We start from the raw sequence: 16,736 nt of genomic DNA on the forward strand, positions 1-16,736 counted from the left end.
CAGTCTCCTTCAGGCAGTCAACGCAAAATGTTCAGCCACCGCTCGCTCGACCCAGGTATGGGCCTGACCGAGGTAATGGGCGGGGTCCAGCAGATGATCGAGTTCAGTGTCCGACAACTCGGCGGTCACTTGCGGCTCGTCGCCGAGTACCGCGCGCAGATGACGTTGCTCGGCCACGGCGCGCTTGCAGCATTGCTCCAGCAGATGGTGCGCGGTGTCGCGACCGACCCGTTGCGCCAGGACGATGCTCACGGCTTCGGCGAGCACCAGGCCCTGGGTCAGGTCGAGGTTGCGGGTCATGCGCATCGCGTCCACTTCCAGTCCGTCGGCCACCAACAGCGCTTGCTGCAGGCTGCCCGACACCAAGCAGCAGATCTCCGGCAGGGTTTCCCATTCGGCATGCCACAGGCCCAGGCTACGTTCGTGTTCCTGGGGCATCGCGCTGAACAAAGTCGAAAGCAAACCCGGCACCCGCGTCGCCGCACTGATCAGTACCGCCGCGCCCACCGGGTTGCGTTTGTGCGGCATGGTCGAGGAACCGCCCTTGCCCGGCGCCGACGGTTCGAACACTTCGCCAGCTTCGGTCTGCATCAACAGGCTGATGTCGCGGCCGAGTTTGCCGAGGCTACCGGCGATCAAGCCCAGCACTGCGCCGAACTCCACCAGACGATCACGCTGGGTGTGCCAGGGTTGTTCCGGCAAGGTCAGTTGCAGCTCCGCGGCCAAGACTTCGGCAATCGGCATCGCCTGCTCACCAAGGGCCGCGAGGGTGCCGGAGGCGCCACCGAATTGCAGCACCAGCAGGCGCGGTTTGAGTTCCAGCAAACGCTGGCGGCTGCGGGTCACCGCGCCCAGCCAACCGGCGATCTTCATGCCAAGGGTGACCGGTGTCGCGTGTTGCAACCAGGTGCGTCCGGCCAGCGGCGTGGCGACGTATCGCTTGGCCTGGGTCGCGAGGGTTTCCCCCAGCTGCGCCAGATCAGCTTCGATCAGCTCCAGCGCGCGGCGCAATTGCAACACCAGGCCAGTGTCCATCACGTCCTGGCTGGTCGCGCCCAGATGCACGTAGCGCTCGGCTTCAGCATCGCTTTTGGCGATCTGCTTGCCCAGCGCCTTGACCAACGGAATCGCCGAATTGCCCGCCGTGGCAATTGCCTCGCCGAGAGCGGCGAAGTCGTAATGCTCGGCCTTACAGGCCGCTTCGATAGACGCGACAGCCGCTTGCGGAATCAGGCCCACCCGCGCCTCGGCCCGGGCCAGTGCGGCTTCGAAATCCAGCATGGCCTGAACCCGGCCCTGATCGCAGAACACCCCACGCATATCGCGTGCCGTGAAGTAGGCATCGAACAATTGATTGCCCGGTCGCTGATTCATAAACAGTCCTTGCAGGCGAGGGCCAGTGAGGCCCCCGCATAAAGATCAAAGGTCGTTTTCCAAATACTTCGGCTGTTTCGGCAGACGCAGGCTGAACAGGAACGCCACCGCCATCATCACCGTCACGTACCAGTAGAACGAGTTTTCCATGCCTCCGGCTTTAAGGCTCAGGGCTACATATTCCGCCGAACCGCCGAAGATCGCGTTGGCCACCGCATACGCCAGGCCTACGCCCAAGGCGCGCACTTCTGGCGGGAACATTTCGGCTTTCACCAGACCGCTGATCGAGGTGTAGAAACTGACGATCGCCAGCGCCACGGTAATCAGCACAAAGGCCAGGAATGGATTGCTGACACTTTTCAGGCTCAGCAGGATCGGTACGGTGCACAGCGTGCCGAGAGCGCCGAACCAGAGCATCGAATTGCGCCGGCCGATCTTGTCGGCGAGCATGCCGAAGAACGGCTGCATGCACATGTAAAGGAACAGCGCGCCGGTCATGATGTAGCTGGCGGTTTTGGCGTGCATGCCGGCGGTGTTCACCAGGTATTTCTGCATGTACGTGGTGAAGGTGTAGAAAATCAGCGAACCGCCGGCGGTGTAACCCAGCACGGTGATGAAGGCGGCCTTATGATCGCGGAACAGCGCACCGATGCTGCCGGCGTCTTTATTTTCACGCATTTCCTTGCTGCTGGTTTCCTTGAGCGCACGACGCAGGAACAACGAAATCAACGCCGCCGCCGCACCGACCACGAACGGAATCCGCCAGCCGTAGGCACGCAATTCATCCTCGTTGAGGAACTGCTGCAGGATCACCACCAGCGACACCGCCAGCAACTGTCCGCCAATCAGCGTCACGTACTGGAACGACGCAAAGAACCCACGCTGGCCCTTGAGGGCGACTTCGCTCATGTAAGTCGCGGTGGTGCCGTATTCGCCGCCCACCGACAAGCCCTGCAGCAAGCGCGCGAACAACAGCAGGATCGGCGCCCAGACACCGATACTGTTGTAGGTCGGCAGGCAAGCGATGAGCAGCGAGCCGAAGCACATCATCAGAATCGAGATCAGCATCGAGTTCTTGCGCCCGTGCTTGTCCGCCAGCCGACCGAAGATCCAGCCGCCGATGGGGCGCATCAGGAACCCGGCGGCAAACACGCCCGCGGTGTTGACCAACTGCACCGTGGGGTTATCGGACGGAAAAAAGGCCGGGGCAAAGTAGATCGCACAGAAGGCGTAGACGTAGAAGTCGAACCACTCGACCAGGTTGCCGGACGAGGCGCCGACAATCGCAAAGATTCTTTTGCTGCGTTCTTCACCGGTGTAGACAGCTGTGGAGGTTGTCATTGTTTTTTCACTCTGTGGGGACCGTGAGAGTCTAGACATATTTCGCAATAGTCCCGTTCCGCAGATGGATGCATAACCTGAGAGCAATGCAATCTCTGTGGCGAGGGAGCTTGCTCCCGCTCGGCTGCGAAGCAGTCGTAAAACCGGTTGGCGCGGTTTGCCTGATACATCATGTCAGCCGGGTTTGGGCTTGCTTCGCAAGCCAGCGGGAGCAAGCTCCCTCGCCACAAGAGCAACGATCACTCAGTAATCGAAGAACACCGTCTCCGCATCCGTCCCCTGCAGAATCACATTCCACTGATAAACACCCGCAGCATCCTGCTTCGCCAACAAGGTGCCACGACGCTCGGCGGGCACGCATTCGAGCAGTGGGTCCGCCACGTTGGCTGGCTCACCATCAAAGTAAATCCGCGTCAGCAAGTGTTTCACCAACCCGCGAGCAAACACCAGCACCACCAGGTGCGGCGCCTGGGTCGTGCCCTTCAGGCCTTCCACGGTGCCCGGCTTGATCGTGGTAAAGCGAAAGCGCCCTTGCGCATCCACCGGCACCCGGCCAAACCCTTCGAAGTTCGGGTCCAGGGGTTTGTCCTGATCGTCTTCGGGGTGGTCGTACTTGCCAGCGGCGTTGGCTTGCCAGACTTCGAGCATGGCGTCGTTGACGAAGTCACCATTGCCGTCGACGACTTGCCCGGTGATCGCCACACGCTCGCCGAGGGTCTGTTCAACGGTCAGGTCTTCACGGTTCAGCCAGGTCAGGCCGATGTGGTAGTACGGTCCGACGGTGTGGGACGTGGTCGCGTTCAGCGTCATCTTATTTCTCCATCGGCGTGGCGTCGCGGCCGCGCAAAACGATGTCCCAACGATAAGCGAGGGCATAGGACGGGATGGTTTTTTCCAGATCGAAACTGGCGATCAAACGCTCTTTGGCGCTGGTATCGGGCACGCAGTTGTAGATCGGGTCGTAAGCCAGCAACGGGTCGCCCGGGAAATACATCTGGGTCACCAGGCGCGTCAGAATGCTCGGCCCGAACAGGGAGAAATGGATGTGCGCCGGACGCCAGGCATTGTGGTGGTTACCCCACGGGTAGGCGCCAGGCTTGATGGTCTGGAACTGGTACCAGCCATCGGCGTCGGTCACGGTGCGGCCGGTGCCGGTGAAGTTCGGGTCCATCGGTGCGTCGTGCAGATCGCGGGCATGGTTGTAACGACCGGCGGCGTTGGCCTGCCAGATCTCCACCAGAATGCCCGGCACCGGCAGACCGTCTTCATCCAGCACACGGCCGTGGATGATGATCCGTTCACCCAATGGCTCGCCCGAGTGCTGGGCGGTCAGGTCGTTGTCCCGCTCCTGAATACGCTCGGCGCCGATGGTCGGGCCGGTGATTTCCGACAGCGAATGAGGCAAAAACACCAACGGCTTGGACGGCGAGCGAAGGTTGGTGGATTGATAAGGAGGGTGCAGGTATTCCGGCTGAGTGCCCGCCTGCGGGCGACGGTAACCTGGTTTGTCAGTCATTGCGCTTTCCTCAATTCTTATTAGTCGCTTCTGTGCGTCAGACCCGTTCGATCGCCAGGGCCAGGCCCTGACCGACACCGACACACATGGTCGCCAAGCCTTTCTTGCCGCCCGTCTTTTCCAGTTGATGCAGTGCAGTCAGTACCAGACGCGCACCGCTCATGCCCAGCGGATGGCCCAAGGCAATGGCGCCACCGTTCGGGTTGACCTGGGCCGCGTCATCCGCCAGTCCCAGTTCACGCAGCACCGCCAGACCCTGGCTGGCGAAGGCTTCGTTGAGTTCGATCACGTCGAAATCGTTGACCGCCAGGCCCAGGCGCTCAGTCAATTTACGCACCGCCGGCACCGGGCCGATACCCATCACCCGTGGTGCGACGCCGGCGCTGGCCATGCCGAGCACTTTGGCGCGGGCGGTCAGGCCGTGTTTTTTCACGGCTTCGGCCGAAGCCAGGATCAGCGCTGCAGCACCGTCGTTCACACCGGAGGCATTGCCGGCGGTGACGGTTTTGTCGGGGCCGTTGACCGGTTTGAGTTTGGCCAGGGTCTCGAGTGTGGTATCGGCGCGAGGATGTTCGTCCTGGCTGACCACTGTTTCACCCTTCTTGTGGGCAATGCGCACTTCAACGATTTCTTCGGCGAAAAATCCTGCGGCTTGCGCGGCGGCTGTCCGTTGCTGACTGCGCAGTGCGAAAGCGTCCTGATCCTCGCGGGAAACCTGGTAATCGTCGGCCACGTTATCGGCGGTTTGCGGCATTGCATCGACGCCGTACTGGGCTTTCATCAGCGGGTTGATGAATCGCCAGCCGATGGTGGTGTCTTCCAGCTTCATGTTGCGCGAAAACGCCGCGTCCGCCTTGCCCATCACGAATGGCGCGCGGGACATCGATTCGACGCCACCGGCAATCGCCAACTCCATCTCACCGCTGGCGATGGCCCGAAACGCAGTGCCGATAGCGTCCATGCCCGAAGCGCAGAGGCGATTGAGGGTGACGCCAGGAATGGTTTCCGGCAGCCCCGCCAGCAGCAACGCCATGCGTGCCACGTTGCGGTTGTCTTCGCCGGCCTGGTTGGCGCAGCCGAGGAACACCTCGTCCACCGCGTTCCAGTCCACCGACGGGTTGCGCGCCATCAGCGCCTTGATCGGCACGGCGGCCAGGTCATCGGCGCGAACCGCCGACAGGCCACCGCCGAAACGGCCGATGGGGGTACGAATCGCGTCACAGATATAAACGTCACGCATCAGGCTTCTCCGGGTGCTTGGCCGTGGGCCGCCGCAGTGCGGGCTTCCAGATCTCGCAGCGCGGTCAGCTCGACCTCGGTTGGCTCGGCAGTGTTTTCAACCGTGTCGGCAAAACGAATCGGCCAACCGGTGGCCGCGATCACTTGCTCGCGGGTCACGCCTGGGTGCAGCGCGGTGACCACGAATTCATGGGTGCCGGCTTCCGGTTCCATGATGCACAGGTCGGTAATAATGCCGACAGGACCGGCGCCTGGCAGGCCGAGACGTCTGCGCGAATCACCGCCCTCGCCGTGGCCGACCGAGGTAATGAAGTCGAGCTTGTCGACGAACGAACGCGCCGACTGCTTGAGGATGATCAGCACGCTCTTGGCGGAACCGGCGATCTCCGGCGCGCCACCTGCACCCGGCAGGCGAACTTTCGGCTGATGGTAGTCGCCGACCACCGTGGTGTTGATGTTGCCGAAGCGATCGACTTGCGCGGCGCCGAGGAAGCCGACGTCAATGCGCCCGCCCTGCAGCCAGTAGCGAAAAATCTCACCGGTCGGGACGACGGTGTCGGCGGTTTCCGCCAGCTCACCGTCACCGATCGACAATGGCAATACGCTTGGCTTGGCACCGATCGGACCCGATTCGTAGATCAGGACTACATCGGGCGAGGACGTCAGTCGCGCCAGGTTGGCGGCTTTCGACGGCAGGCCGATACCAACGAAGCACACCGAACCGTTTTTCAGGCGGCGGGCGGCGGCGACGGTCATCATTTCATTGGTGGTGTAAGTCATTACTTGGCCTCCGAAGCAGCGGCCAGCTTGGCCTGGAACTCGCTGAAGTCAGCGCAGCCGTGGATGTACTCGTTGATCCACGCGGTGAAGGTTTCACGGTCGCGGGCAATCGGGTCCCAGGCCTGGTAGAAGCGGTTGTCACGCTCGGTGTAACCGTGGGCGTAGGACGGATGCGCGCCGCCCGGTACGTGGCAGACCGCGCTCAGAGCCCAGGTCGGCAGCACGCAAGCGTTCATCGGTGCATTGAGATCGTCGACGATTTCTTCGACGGTGACGATGCAGCGTTTGGCCGCCAGCGCCGCTTCTTTCTGCACCCCGAGAATGCCCCAGAGCAGCACGTTGCCTTGACGGTCGGCTTTCTGCGCGTGAATCACGGTGATGTCCGGACGCACCGACGGCACCGCCGCCAGCACTTCGCCGGTGAACGGGCACGTGACGGTCTTGATCAGCGGGTTGACCTTCGGCAGGTCGGAACCGGCGTAGGCACGCAGCACCGCGAACGGTAAGCCCGAAGCGCCCGCGACGTAGGCATTGGCCAGGTCGGCGTGGCTGTGCTCTTCGATTTCCAGCGCATGCGGCCACTGTCGCTCGACTGCGTCACGCAGACGGTGCAGCGAACCGACGCCGGGGTTGCCGCCCCAGGAGAAAATCAGTTTGCGAGCACAACCGGCACCGATCAACTGGTCGTAGATCAAGTCGGGCGTCATCCGCACCAGGGTCAGGTCTTTCTTGCCCTGACGAATGATTTCGTGACCAGCCGCCGTAGGAATCAGGTGAGTGAAGCCTTCGAGCGCGACGGTATCGCCGTCGTTGACGAACTGCTTCACCGCGTCATGCAGCGAAAGGATTTCAGCCATGGGGCAGGCTCCCGTTTATTATTAACCGACAGTGTGGGAAAAAGGCGCCGATGCGCAGCGCCGGAATGACTGAAGATTAAGCCCCTGAAATGACCCAAACAATCCGATAATCGACTGAGTGTTCGTTTATCGAACAGATTGTTACCTCACTATCGTTCTCTGTCGCCTGCAAAAAGATCGCAGCCTGCGGCAGCTCCTACGGGTGTTCGCTTTCCTTTGTAGGAGCTGCCGCAGGCTGCGATCTTTTCTGCTACCCCGCTATCTCAAACCTGATCAGGTCGCATCCGCATGGCTGACCATGCCCTTGATCACCACCGCCGTGGTCGCCAACGCGGCCGGAATCACCAGCGCCGTCAGCACCTGTTCGAAGTTCCAGCCCAGGCCCAGCAACGTCGCGCCCATCCACGCCCCCAGAATCGCGCCGAAGCGGCCAATCCCAAGCATCCACGACACACCGGTCGCCCGCCCTTGCGTCGGGTAAAAACGCGCCGCCAGCGACGGCATTGCCGATTGCGCGCCGTTGACACACATCCCGGCCACCAGCACCAGGGTCGCCAGCACGGCGATGTTGCCCAGGCTCTGCCCTACCGCGTAGGCAAACACTCCGGCCAACAGGTAGAAAGTGCCGATGACCTTGTGCGGATTGAACCGGTCCATCGCCCAACCCACGCCCACTGCGCTCAACACCCCACCCAGCTGGAACAGCGCACCAATGAATGCGGCCTGCTCCATGCTCGCGCCGCTGTCACGCATCAGCGTCGGCAACCAACTGGTCAGCAGATAAACAATCACCAGCCCCATGAAGTACGTCAGCCACAGCAACAATGTGCCGGTGCTGTAAGTGCCGGAGAAGATCACCGCGAACACATTGCGTGCCTTCACGGTTTTCTGTTCCGGCACGCTGAAGCTCGAAGCCTGGGCCACCACCGCTGGGTCGATCGGTGCCAGGGCCTTGCGCACTTTGTCGGTACCGCGATTGCGCACCACCAGATAGCGCGCCGATTCAGGCAACCACAACAGCAAAACGACGGTGAGTATCAGCGGCAGAATCCCGCCGATCATCAACAGGCTGTGCCAGCCGAAGGCCGGGATCAGTTTGGCCGAGATGAACCCGCCCCCGGCCATACCGAGGTTGAAGCCGCAGAACATGCTGGTCACCAGCAGGGATTTCTTGCGTTCCGGGGTGTATTCGGACAGCAGCGTGGTCGCGTTCGGCATGCCGGCGCCCAGGCCCAGGCCGGTGAGGAAACGCAGCACCAGCAGTTGATCGACATTAGTGCTGTAAGCCGATGCCAGGCTGAACGCACCGAACAACAACACCGCGCCTACCAGTACGACTTTTCGCCCGAAGCGGTCAGCCAACGGCCCGGAACCCAAGGCGCCAAAGACCATGCCGATCAGTGCCGCACTCATCACCGGGCCGAGGCTGGCGCGATCGATGCCCCAGTCCTGGGACAATGCCGGCGCGATAAACCCCATGGCCGCGGTGTCGAGGCCATCGAGGAAGACAATCAGGAAACACAGGATCACCACCCGCCATTGGTAGCGCGAAATGGGTTGAGCGTTGATGAAGGACTGCACGTCGAGGCAGTTCCCTACAGCAGACTGAGGCTGGTTCATTATTTTTATTCCACGCAAAGAACGCAGTCGAACAAGTGCCAGCCGAGGCTGACGCTGTCACAAGAAAAGAAGGTCGGGATCAGGCGATCCGGTTTCGGCAGCTAAGCCGGTGGGAACAGCGACAGTGGGGAAACGTGCACATGACGATGCCTCTTCTCATTATTATTGGGTCGTCGTCCGGCAACCGGCCGAGGGCCAGCAGCGCCGGATGACGCTGCCGCGACATTAATGATCCGAGAGAAACAGCGTCAATTCGATAAACGCGACTCTGTGCGTTTATCGAACAGCTTAGGCGAAGAGCTTAGGCGAACAGCTGCGCACTCAAGTCGCGGCTGGCACTCAACAAACCTGGCAGGAAACGTTGCTCCAACTCGCTGCGGCTGACCCGGCCGGCATGGGTGCTGACGTTCAGCGCCGCCACTACCTGGCCAGAAGCGTCATACACCGGCACGGCAATCGATCGCAGGCCCTGCTCCAGTTCCTGATCGACGATGCACCAGCCTTGTCGCCGTACTTCTTGAAGGCATTCGAGCAAGGCTTCGGGGGTATGCAGGGTGCGACTGGTCTTGGCTTGCAAGTCTGCATGGTCGAGGTATTCGCGCAGCGACGTGTCGTCCAGCGCGGCGAGCAGAATCCGGCCCATGGAGGTGCAATAGGCCGGCAAGCGCCCACCCACCGAGAGGTCGACAGAAATCAGCCGCTGGGTAGTCGCCGAGCGCGCAATGTACAAAATGTCATCGCCCTCCAGCGTGGCCATGTTGCAGGCCTCGTGCAATTGCTCGCTCATGCGGTCCAGGTACGGCTGAGCAGACACCGCCAGTGGAGTCGACGACAGATAGGCATGGCCCAGGGTCAAGACTTTGGGCAGCAGCGAATAGGTGCGCCCGTCGGTGGTGGCGTAGCCGAGCTTGATCAGGGTATGCAGGCAACGTCGCACAGCGGCGCGGGGAATTTCCGTACGGTGGCTGATCTGTGCAATGGTCAGGTGCCGCTTGCGCTCCTGGAACGCTTGCACCACCGCCAGGCCACGGGCCAGGGAAGTCATGAAATCCGGGTCACCGGTCAGGGCCTGGATTCGCTTGGCGGGCGAGGCGACGATCGGCGGCGCCACTGAAGCGAAGGAATTGCGCATTTGATCGTTCATATCAGGTTCCCCACTCGGATCAGCGACTATTACAAGCGGCCCCGGTCTGACACACAAGCCAGCGGCCGCCAGGATTGGGCGATTATCGAACCACAGGCCGATAATCGCAATCGTGCTGCGTACATTCAGCCATCCTGCTTTCACTCACCCACAATACGGTTGTTATTTTCGGTCACTGGTTTAAAGGAGAACGATGTAATAATTTGTCCGGCTTAATGGCGCCAGAAAGTCACCACTGCAACTGGCATCAGTCCACCGTAGTTACCGGCAAGTTGCGAGCAACAAAACAATCACACATGAGGAACTACTTTTAACTGCCAAGAGATAGTGTTCTTCGAATCGACCGCTATAATGCATTTCAGAGGCGACCGGTTTTTTGTACCGATTCCGCCCGCCGGCAGCGCGATATCCATCGCCGCTGTCCGCAGCAAGCGCTTGACGCTCATTTAATATGTTCCGCCAACGCGCTCGCTGAAACAGGAGACTGATGCTGCGTCAGCTGTTTTGCTCTGGTGCCGTGGCCGCCTGCAACATTGAAGTATTGATTGTGCCGTGGGAACGATGTCGTATCAGGCATTGTCCTTTCGACGAGCATGGTCAATAGATCGATGCAGCGCGTTTCACCAGAATTAATCTCAACTCAATCAGGTAGCACTGTGACGAAAGACGAACTGCGCGCGGAACTTGAGCGCCAGGAACAACGTTACAAGGAAGTTTACGGCGGGGAAGTCACCACCTACGCCGCTCAGCCCGAACCCGAACGCAAACCCTGGCGTAAACGCGCCACCGTTCAGGATCAGGCCTTCACCCAGGAATTGCAGAAGATGGAAAAGGAACTCAAAGCCGAAGAGCCATGACCGCCTCGACTTGAATCCTTTCAAGAGCCTGCGTCTGCACCCGTTAAAAGCGGGTTGTATCGATGGTGCTTTTCGCGCCCGCTACAAGCGGGCAGCGGCTTCCTCATCCATTCGATGAGGCAAACGGCTCTTGCCTGACCTTCTTCTCAGATATTTCACACAAGCGTTCAAGCCTCTCGTCCCAACGAGAGAAACCCTTGTGGCAGCTGCCTTTCCAAGCGAATTCAATGACTTGTAGGCCCCTGAAAAACCCTGGGATTCAGGGGATTGCCACCTACTAATTCATTGAAGAATGTAACCGATGAGCAGCAAGTGCATCGATTATCAGTCTTTTCTGGCATAATCGCGCCCCCTTACGAACGGGTCAGAAAACCTTCATGATCGATTTATTCAGCGGACTGGATGCTTGGGTGCTTGTGAGCCTCTTGCTCGCCCTGGCCTTTGTCCTCGCCTTCGAGTTCATCAACGGCTTTCATGACACCGCAAACGCGGTGGCCACTGTTATCTACACCAAAGCCATGCCGCCTCATCTGGCGGTGTTCTTTTCCGGTGTGTTCAACTTCCTCGGCGTGCTGCTGGGCGGTGTGGGGGTGGCGTATGCCATCGTCCATCTGCTGCCGGTAGAACTGTTGATCAATGTGAACACCGGTCACGGGCTGGCCATGGTGTTCTCGTTACTCGCCGCCGCCATCACCTGGAACCTGGGCACCTGGTACTTCGGTATCCCGGCCTCCAGCTCCCATACGCTGATCGGTTCGATCCTCGGTGTCGGCCTGGCCAACGCCCTGATCAACGACATTCCGTTGGCCGACGGCGTGAACTGGCAGAAAGCGATCGACATCGGCGCGTCCCTGGTGTTCTCGCCGATGGCCGGCTTCCTTGTTGCCGCCCTGGTGCTGATCGGCCTTAAATGGTGGCGTCCGCTGTCCAAGATGCACAAGACACCGGAACAGCGCCGCAAGATCGACGACAAGAAACACCCGCCGTTCTGGAACCGTCTGGTACTGGTGATTTCGGCGATGGCGGTCAGCTTCGTGCACGGCTCGAACGATGGCCAGAAAGGTATCGGCCTGATCATGCTGGTGCTGATCGGTATCGTCCCGGCGCAATTCGTACTCGACCTGGGCAGCACCACCTACCAGATCGAACGGACGCGCGATGCAACCCTGCACCTGAGCCAGTTCTACAAGCGCAATGCCGATACGCTGGGTGATTTCCTGGCCCTGGGCAAAAGCGTGGAAGGTGATCTGCCGGAGAAATTCCGTTGCAACCCGCAACAGACCGAACCGACCATCGCCGCCCTGCTCGACACCCTCAAGGGTGTAGCCGACTACCACTCGCTGCCGGCGGAAAGCCGCATCGAAGTGCGTCGTTACCTGCTCTGCCTGGACGACACGGCTAAGAAAGTCAGCAAGCTGCCTGGCCTCGCTGCCCGTGAAAAGGCTGACCTGGACAAACTGCGCAAGGACCTGACCACCACCACTGAATACGCCCCGTTCTGGGTGATTCTGGCGGTCGCACTGGCCCTCGGCCTGGGTACCATGGTCGGCTGGAAGCGCGTGGTACTGACCATCGGCGAGAAAATCGGCAAGCAAGGCATGACCTATGCCCAAGGCATGTCGGCGCAGATCACCACGGCGAGCATGATCGGCCTGGCCAACATCTTCAGCCTGCCCGTCTCCACTACCCACGTCCTGTCCTCAGGCGTGGCCGGCACCATGGTCGCGAACAAAAGCGGCCTGCAAGGCGGCACCGTCAAAACCATCCTGCTGGCCTGGGTCCTGACCCTGCCAGCCACCGTAGGCCTGTCGGCCGGCCTGTTCTGGCTGGCCTCCAAGGCACTGGGTAGCTGATACACCGCTACTGAAAAAGGCGCGTTCCGTGAGGTTCGCGCCTTTTTTATTGCCCGCATTTCGGTATTAGATCGTTCCCACACTCTGCGTGGGAATGCAGCCCGGGACGCTCCGCGTCCCTTTCGATCGCACAAAAAAAAAAGGGCGACCGAAGTCGCCCAAAATGCCTTGCGTGCTCATTGCTCCAGAAAGAACTACGGTTTTCTCCGCTTATGCGAATCCTTCCAGATAAAAAATCCAAACCCTGCAAAAAACAGAACCATGAGGCCGACTGTCAGCACTCCGGCGATCACCACGTTATCGAAAAACATGACTGGCCTCCTGGACTTGCCCTGTTGCGATGGGGCTAAGTTAACCAATCGGGCAGGAGAGAAAATTGACCGGGATCAATGCCGCCCGAGACTGGGCGTAAAGGAAGGGAAATAACTGACCTGCATCAACGGATGCAGGGTGTTTCAACGCTTTTTCGGTTTGTTCTTCGGCTTTTTCTTCGCTTTACCCAACGGCATGGCCTGCTCAAATGCCTGGCGCACTTCGTTCAGGCGCTTTTCATTTAGGTCATGAACCCGTTTGGCACGTTCAGAATTGAGGTCGATCAGCTTGTCATCTTGGCTCATGGCGTTCAGTGCATCGCTTGGAAATGAATTCAGCTGCCGGCTAAAGGCGACAGGATTGCGCCAATAATGCGGTCTGGCGCGGGCGCTGACCAGTCTCCGACACTTCAGATCTCAATATCGACCCACAACCCCTGACGTGGCTGATTCTCCATCAACGGCACCACCGGCACGGTATTGTCGGCATTGAGCTCATTACCGGGGATCGCCAGATGCTCTTCAGGATCCTCATCGGCCTCGCGACGGCGCCGCTCCCGTTCCTGTTGCCGACGCTGCTCCTCGCGCAGCTGCAGGCCCGCCTCTTCCGGGTCGCGGTTTTGCAGGTCGATCGTGCTTTCATTGGAGCTTTCCTGCACCGGCACCACGGGGGGAATATCCGGGCGCTGGCGGATCGGATCCTGCTGTGAAGTGATCGGCACGGCGCTCAAGGGGAGCATCGGTGGCAGCATATTATTAGTCTCCTGTCAGCAGGCTGTCGGCTGCGGGGATGGCGACTTGAGCCATCGGTCGAAAACTTGTAACCCAACGCACAGACAGGAGCTGCCGAAGGCTGCGATCTTTTCAGGGCTTGAAGATCAAAAGATCGCAGCCTTCGGTAGCTCCTACTGAGTAATCCTTTGGCCCTGAAGGCTCATTCCGTTAAGATAGCCCGCTTTTTCAAGGTGGGAGTCAGGCAGCATGGCGCAGCAGTATCAACCGGGGCAACGCTGGATCAGTGACAGCGAAGCCGAGCTGGGTTTAGGCACCGTTCTGGCACAGGACGGCCGCTTGTTGACCGTGCTCTACCCGGCCACTGGCGACACTCGCCAGTACGCGCTACGGAATGCGCCCCTCACCCGCGTGCGGTTTTCGCCGGGTGACTCGATTACTCACTTCGAAGGCTGGAAACTGACCGTACAGGAAGTCGACGACATCGACGGCCTGCTGGTCTACCACGGCCTCAATGGGCAGAACGAAGTGGTCACCCTGCCGGAAACCCAGCTGTCGAACTTCATTCAGTTCCGACTGGCGAGCGACCGTCTGTTCGCCGGCCAGATCGACCCGCTGGCCTGGTTCTCCCTGCGTTATCACACCCTGGAACACACCAGCCGCCAGTTGCAGTCATCGCTCTGGGGCCTGGGCGGCGTGCGCGCGCAACCGATCGCGCACCAGTTGCACATCGCCCGTGAAGTCGCCGACCGTATCGCGCCGCGGGTTCTGCTGGCCGACGAAGTGGGCCTGGGCAAGACCATCGAAGCCGGTCTGGTGATCCATCGCCAACTGCTCTCGGGCCGCGCCAACCGAGTGCTGATCCTGGTGCCGGAAAACCTCCAGCACCAGTGGCTGGTGGAGATGCGCCGCCGCTTCAACCTGCAAGTTGCGCTGTTCGACGAAGAACGCTTCATCGAAAGCGATGCCGCCAACCCGTTCGAAGACACCCAGCTCGCCCTGGTTGCACTCGAATGGTTGGTGGAAGACGAGAAAGCCCAAGACGCGCTGTTCGCCGCCGGCTGGGATTTGCTGGTGGTCGACGAAGCGCACCACCTGGTGTGGCACGAAGACCAGGTTAGCCCTGAGTACTCCCTGGTGGAGCAACTGGCTGAAGTCATTCCCGGCGTATTGCTGCTGACCGCGACCCCGGAACAACTGGGCCAGGACAGCCACTTCGCCCGTCTGCGCCTGCTCGACCCGAACCGTTTCCATGACCTGCACGCCTTCCGCGCCGAGAGCGAAAACTATCGCCCGGTGGCCGAAGCCGTTCAGGAGCTGCTGGATAAAGGGCGCCTGTCGCCTGAAGCGCACAAGACCATTCACGGCTTCCTCGGTAACGAAGGCGAAGCTCTGCTGACCGCCGTTAACGATGGCGATACCGAAGCCAGCGCCCGTCTGGTCCGTGAACTGCTGGACCGCCATGGCACTGGCCGCGTGCTGTTCCGTAATACCCGCGCCGCCGTGCAGGGTTTCCCGGAGCGCAAACTGCACCCATACCCGCTGCCGTGCCCGGCCGAATACCTCGAACTGCCGCTGGGCGATCACATCGAGCTGTACCCGGAAGTCAGCTTCCAGTCCCAGCCGGACGCCAACGAAGAAGAACGCTGGTGGAAATTCGACCCGCGCGTCGAGTGGCTGATCGACACCCTGAAAATGCTCAAGCGCACCAAAGTGCTGGTGATCTGTGCCCACGCCGAAACAGCCATGGACCTGGAAGACGCCCTGCGCGTGCGTTCCGGTATTCCGGCCACGGTGTTCCACGAAGGCATGAACATCCTTGAGCGTGACCGCGCCGCCGCCTACTTCGCGGACGAAGAATTCGGCGCCCAGGTGCTGATCTGCTCGGAAATCGGCAGTGAAGGCCGTAACTTCCAGTTCTCGCACCATCTGGTGCTGTTCGACCTGCCTTCGCACCCGGACCTGCTGGAGCAACGTATCGGTCGTCTCGACCGGATCGGCCAGAAGCACGTCATCGAACTGCACGTGCCGTACCTGGAAACCAGCCCGCAAGAGCGGCTGTTCCAGTGGTACCACGAAGCGCTGAACGCATTCCTCAACACCTGCCCGACCGGCAACGCCTTGCAGCATCAGTTCGGCCCGCGCCTGCTGCCGCTGCTGGAAGAGACCGACGATGGCGAATGGAAAGCGCTGATTGACGAGGCCCGCGCCGAGCGCGAGCGTCTGGAAGACGAACTGCACACCGGTCGCGACCGCTTGCTGGAACTCAACTCCGGCGGAGCGGGTGAAGGCGATGCGCTGGTCGAAGACATCCTTGAACAGGACGATCAGTTCGCCCTGCCGATCTACATGGAAACCCTGTTCGACGCCTTCGGCATCGACAGCGAAGACCATTCGGAAAATGCGCTGATCCTCAAGCCCAGCGAAAAAATGCTCGACGCCAGCTTCCCGCTGGGCGACGACGAAGGCGTGACCATCACCTACGACCGCAACCAGGCGCTGTCTCGTGAAGACATGCAGTTCATCACCTGGGAACACCCGATGGTTCAGGGCGGCATGGACCTGGTGTTGTCCGGCTCGATGGGCAACACCGCCGTGGCGCTGATCAAGAACAAGGCGCTGAAACCGGGCACCGTGTTGCTGGAACTGCTCTACGTCAGCGAAGTGGTTGCCCCGCGTTCGCTGCAACTGGGCCGTTACCTGCCGCCGGCCGCCCTGCGCTGCCTGCTCGACGCCAATGGCAATGACCTGTCGGCCCGGGTGTCGTTCGAAACCCTGAACGATCAACTGGAAAGCGTGCCCCGCGCCAGCGCCAACAAGTTCATCCAGGCCCAGCGCGACCAGCTGACGCCACGGATCAACGCCGGCGAAGAGAAGATCACCCCGCGTCACGCCGAGCGCGTGGCCGAGGCACAACGTCGCCTGGCGGCCGATACCGACGAAGAACTGGCGCGCCTGACCGCCTTGCAAGCGGTCAACCCGACCGTGCGCGACAGCGAACTGGTTGCCCTGCGCAAGCAGCGCGAGCAAGGCCTGGCCATGCTCGACAAAGCGGCATTGCGACTGGAAGCGATTCGGGTGTTGGTAGCGGGCTAAACCGCCCTGCTCCATC

Annotated in this window: 15 protein-coding genes; 3 read left to right on the forward strand and 12 right to left on the reverse strand. The window is 60.7% G+C overall.

Annotation, left to right across the window (positions count from 1 at the left end):
- Positions 1–9: 9 nt before the first annotated feature.
- The 9 genes from LOY36_RS21940 to pcaR all read right to left on the reverse strand — a co-directional run bounded on the left by LOY36_RS21940 (position 10) and on the right by pcaR (position 9,871).
- On the reverse strand, positions 10–1,374 hold the full coding sequence (locus LOY36_RS21940; protein ID WP_258670940.1) for a 3-carboxy-cis,cis-muconate cycloisomerase: 1,365 nt from the start codon (positions 1,372–1,374) through the stop codon (positions 10–12).
- A gap of 45 nt (positions 1,375–1,419) precedes the next feature.
- Positions 1,420–2,715, reverse strand: coding sequence for an MFS family transporter (locus LOY36_RS21945; protein ID WP_019580913.1), 1,296 nt, complete (start codon positions 2,713–2,715; stop codon positions 1,420–1,422).
- Between the two features lie 243 nt (positions 2,716–2,958).
- Positions 2,959–3,525, reverse strand: a complete 567-nt coding sequence (gene pcaG / locus LOY36_RS21950; RefSeq protein WP_018926873.1) for a protocatechuate 3,4-dioxygenase subunit alpha — start codon at positions 3,523–3,525, stop codon at positions 2,959–2,961.
- A gap of 1 nt (position 3,526) precedes the next feature.
- The gene (pcaH, locus tag LOY36_RS21955) at positions 3,527–4,231 is read right to left on the reverse strand and encodes a protocatechuate 3,4-dioxygenase subunit beta (protein ID WP_111455066.1); all 705 of its coding nucleotides are present in this window, start codon (positions 4,229–4,231) and stop codon (positions 3,527–3,529) included.
- Between the two features lie 37 nt (positions 4,232–4,268).
- Positions 4,269–5,474 (reverse strand): 3-oxoadipyl-CoA thiolase, encoded by a 1,206-nt coding sequence (gene pcaF / locus LOY36_RS21960; RefSeq protein ID WP_172901227.1) that lies wholly within the window; start codon positions 5,472–5,474, stop codon positions 4,269–4,271.
- Positions 5,471–6,250, reverse strand: coding sequence for a CoA-transferase subunit beta (locus LOY36_RS21965; protein ID WP_258670943.1), 780 nt, complete (start codon positions 6,248–6,250; stop codon positions 5,471–5,473). Before LOY36_RS21965 ends, pcaF begins: the two co-directional genes overlap by 4 nt.
- Entirely contained in the window at positions 6,250–7,107 is an 858-nt protein-coding gene (locus LOY36_RS21970) for a CoA transferase subunit A (RefSeq protein WP_018926877.1), read from the reverse strand. The genes LOY36_RS21965 and LOY36_RS21970 overlap by 1 nt, the downstream gene beginning before the upstream one ends.
- Positions 7,108–7,380: 273 nt before the next feature.
- On the reverse strand, positions 7,381–8,727 hold the full coding sequence (locus LOY36_RS21975) for an MFS transporter (protein WP_019580917.1): 1,347 nt from the start codon (positions 8,725–8,727) through the stop codon (positions 7,381–7,383).
- Between the two features lie 301 nt (positions 8,728–9,028).
- A complete protein-coding gene (gene pcaR, locus LOY36_RS21980) occupies positions 9,029–9,871 on the reverse strand; it encodes a pca regulon transcriptional regulator PcaR (RefSeq protein WP_007935836.1) in 843 nt (280 codons plus the stop codon).
- 656 nt (positions 9,872–10,527) lie between these two features.
- Here pcaR and LOY36_RS21985 point away from each other — a divergent pair.
- On the forward strand, positions 10,528–10,728 hold the full coding sequence (locus LOY36_RS21985; protein WP_007935837.1) for a hypothetical protein: 201 nt from the start codon (positions 10,528–10,530) through the stop codon (positions 10,726–10,728).
- Positions 10,729–11,105: 377 nt separating this feature from the next.
- The gene (locus LOY36_RS21990; RefSeq protein WP_028939255.1) at positions 11,106–12,581 is read left to right on the forward strand and encodes an inorganic phosphate transporter; all 1,476 of its coding nucleotides are present in this window, start codon (positions 11,106–11,108) and stop codon (positions 12,579–12,581) included.
- 194 nt (positions 12,582–12,775) lie between these two features.
- On the opposite strand, the gene ccoM is transcribed toward LOY36_RS21990, so the two are convergent.
- From ccoM to LOY36_RS22000, 3 genes are all read right to left on the reverse strand, one after another.
- Positions 12,776–12,892 (reverse strand): cytochrome c oxidase subunit CcoM, encoded by a 117-nt coding sequence (gene ccoM / locus LOY36_RS28990; RefSeq protein ID WP_018926882.1) that lies wholly within the window; start codon positions 12,890–12,892, stop codon positions 12,776–12,778.
- 144 nt (positions 12,893–13,036) lie between these two features.
- The gene (locus LOY36_RS21995) at positions 13,037–13,198 is read right to left on the reverse strand and encodes a hypothetical protein (protein ID WP_007935839.1); all 162 of its coding nucleotides are present in this window, start codon (positions 13,196–13,198) and stop codon (positions 13,037–13,039) included.
- A 104-nt stretch (positions 13,199–13,302) separates the two neighbouring features.
- Positions 13,303–13,644 (reverse strand): aspartate-semialdehyde dehydrogenase, encoded by a 342-nt coding sequence (locus LOY36_RS22000; protein WP_138866218.1) that lies wholly within the window; start codon positions 13,642–13,644, stop codon positions 13,303–13,305.
- 229 nt (positions 13,645–13,873) lie between these two features.
- Between LOY36_RS22000 and rapA the strand changes: the two genes are divergently transcribed.
- The gene (gene rapA, locus LOY36_RS22005; RefSeq protein WP_258670949.1) at positions 13,874–16,720 is read left to right on the forward strand and encodes an RNA polymerase-associated protein RapA; all 2,847 of its coding nucleotides are present in this window, start codon (positions 13,874–13,876) and stop codon (positions 16,718–16,720) included.
- Positions 16,721–16,736: the final 16 nt, after the last annotated feature.

Origin of the sequence: Pseudomonas sp. B21-019 (genome assembly GCF_024749225.1) — a bacterium.
Classification (GTDB): Bacteria; Pseudomonadota; Gammaproteobacteria; order Pseudomonadales; family Pseudomonadaceae; genus Aquipseudomonas.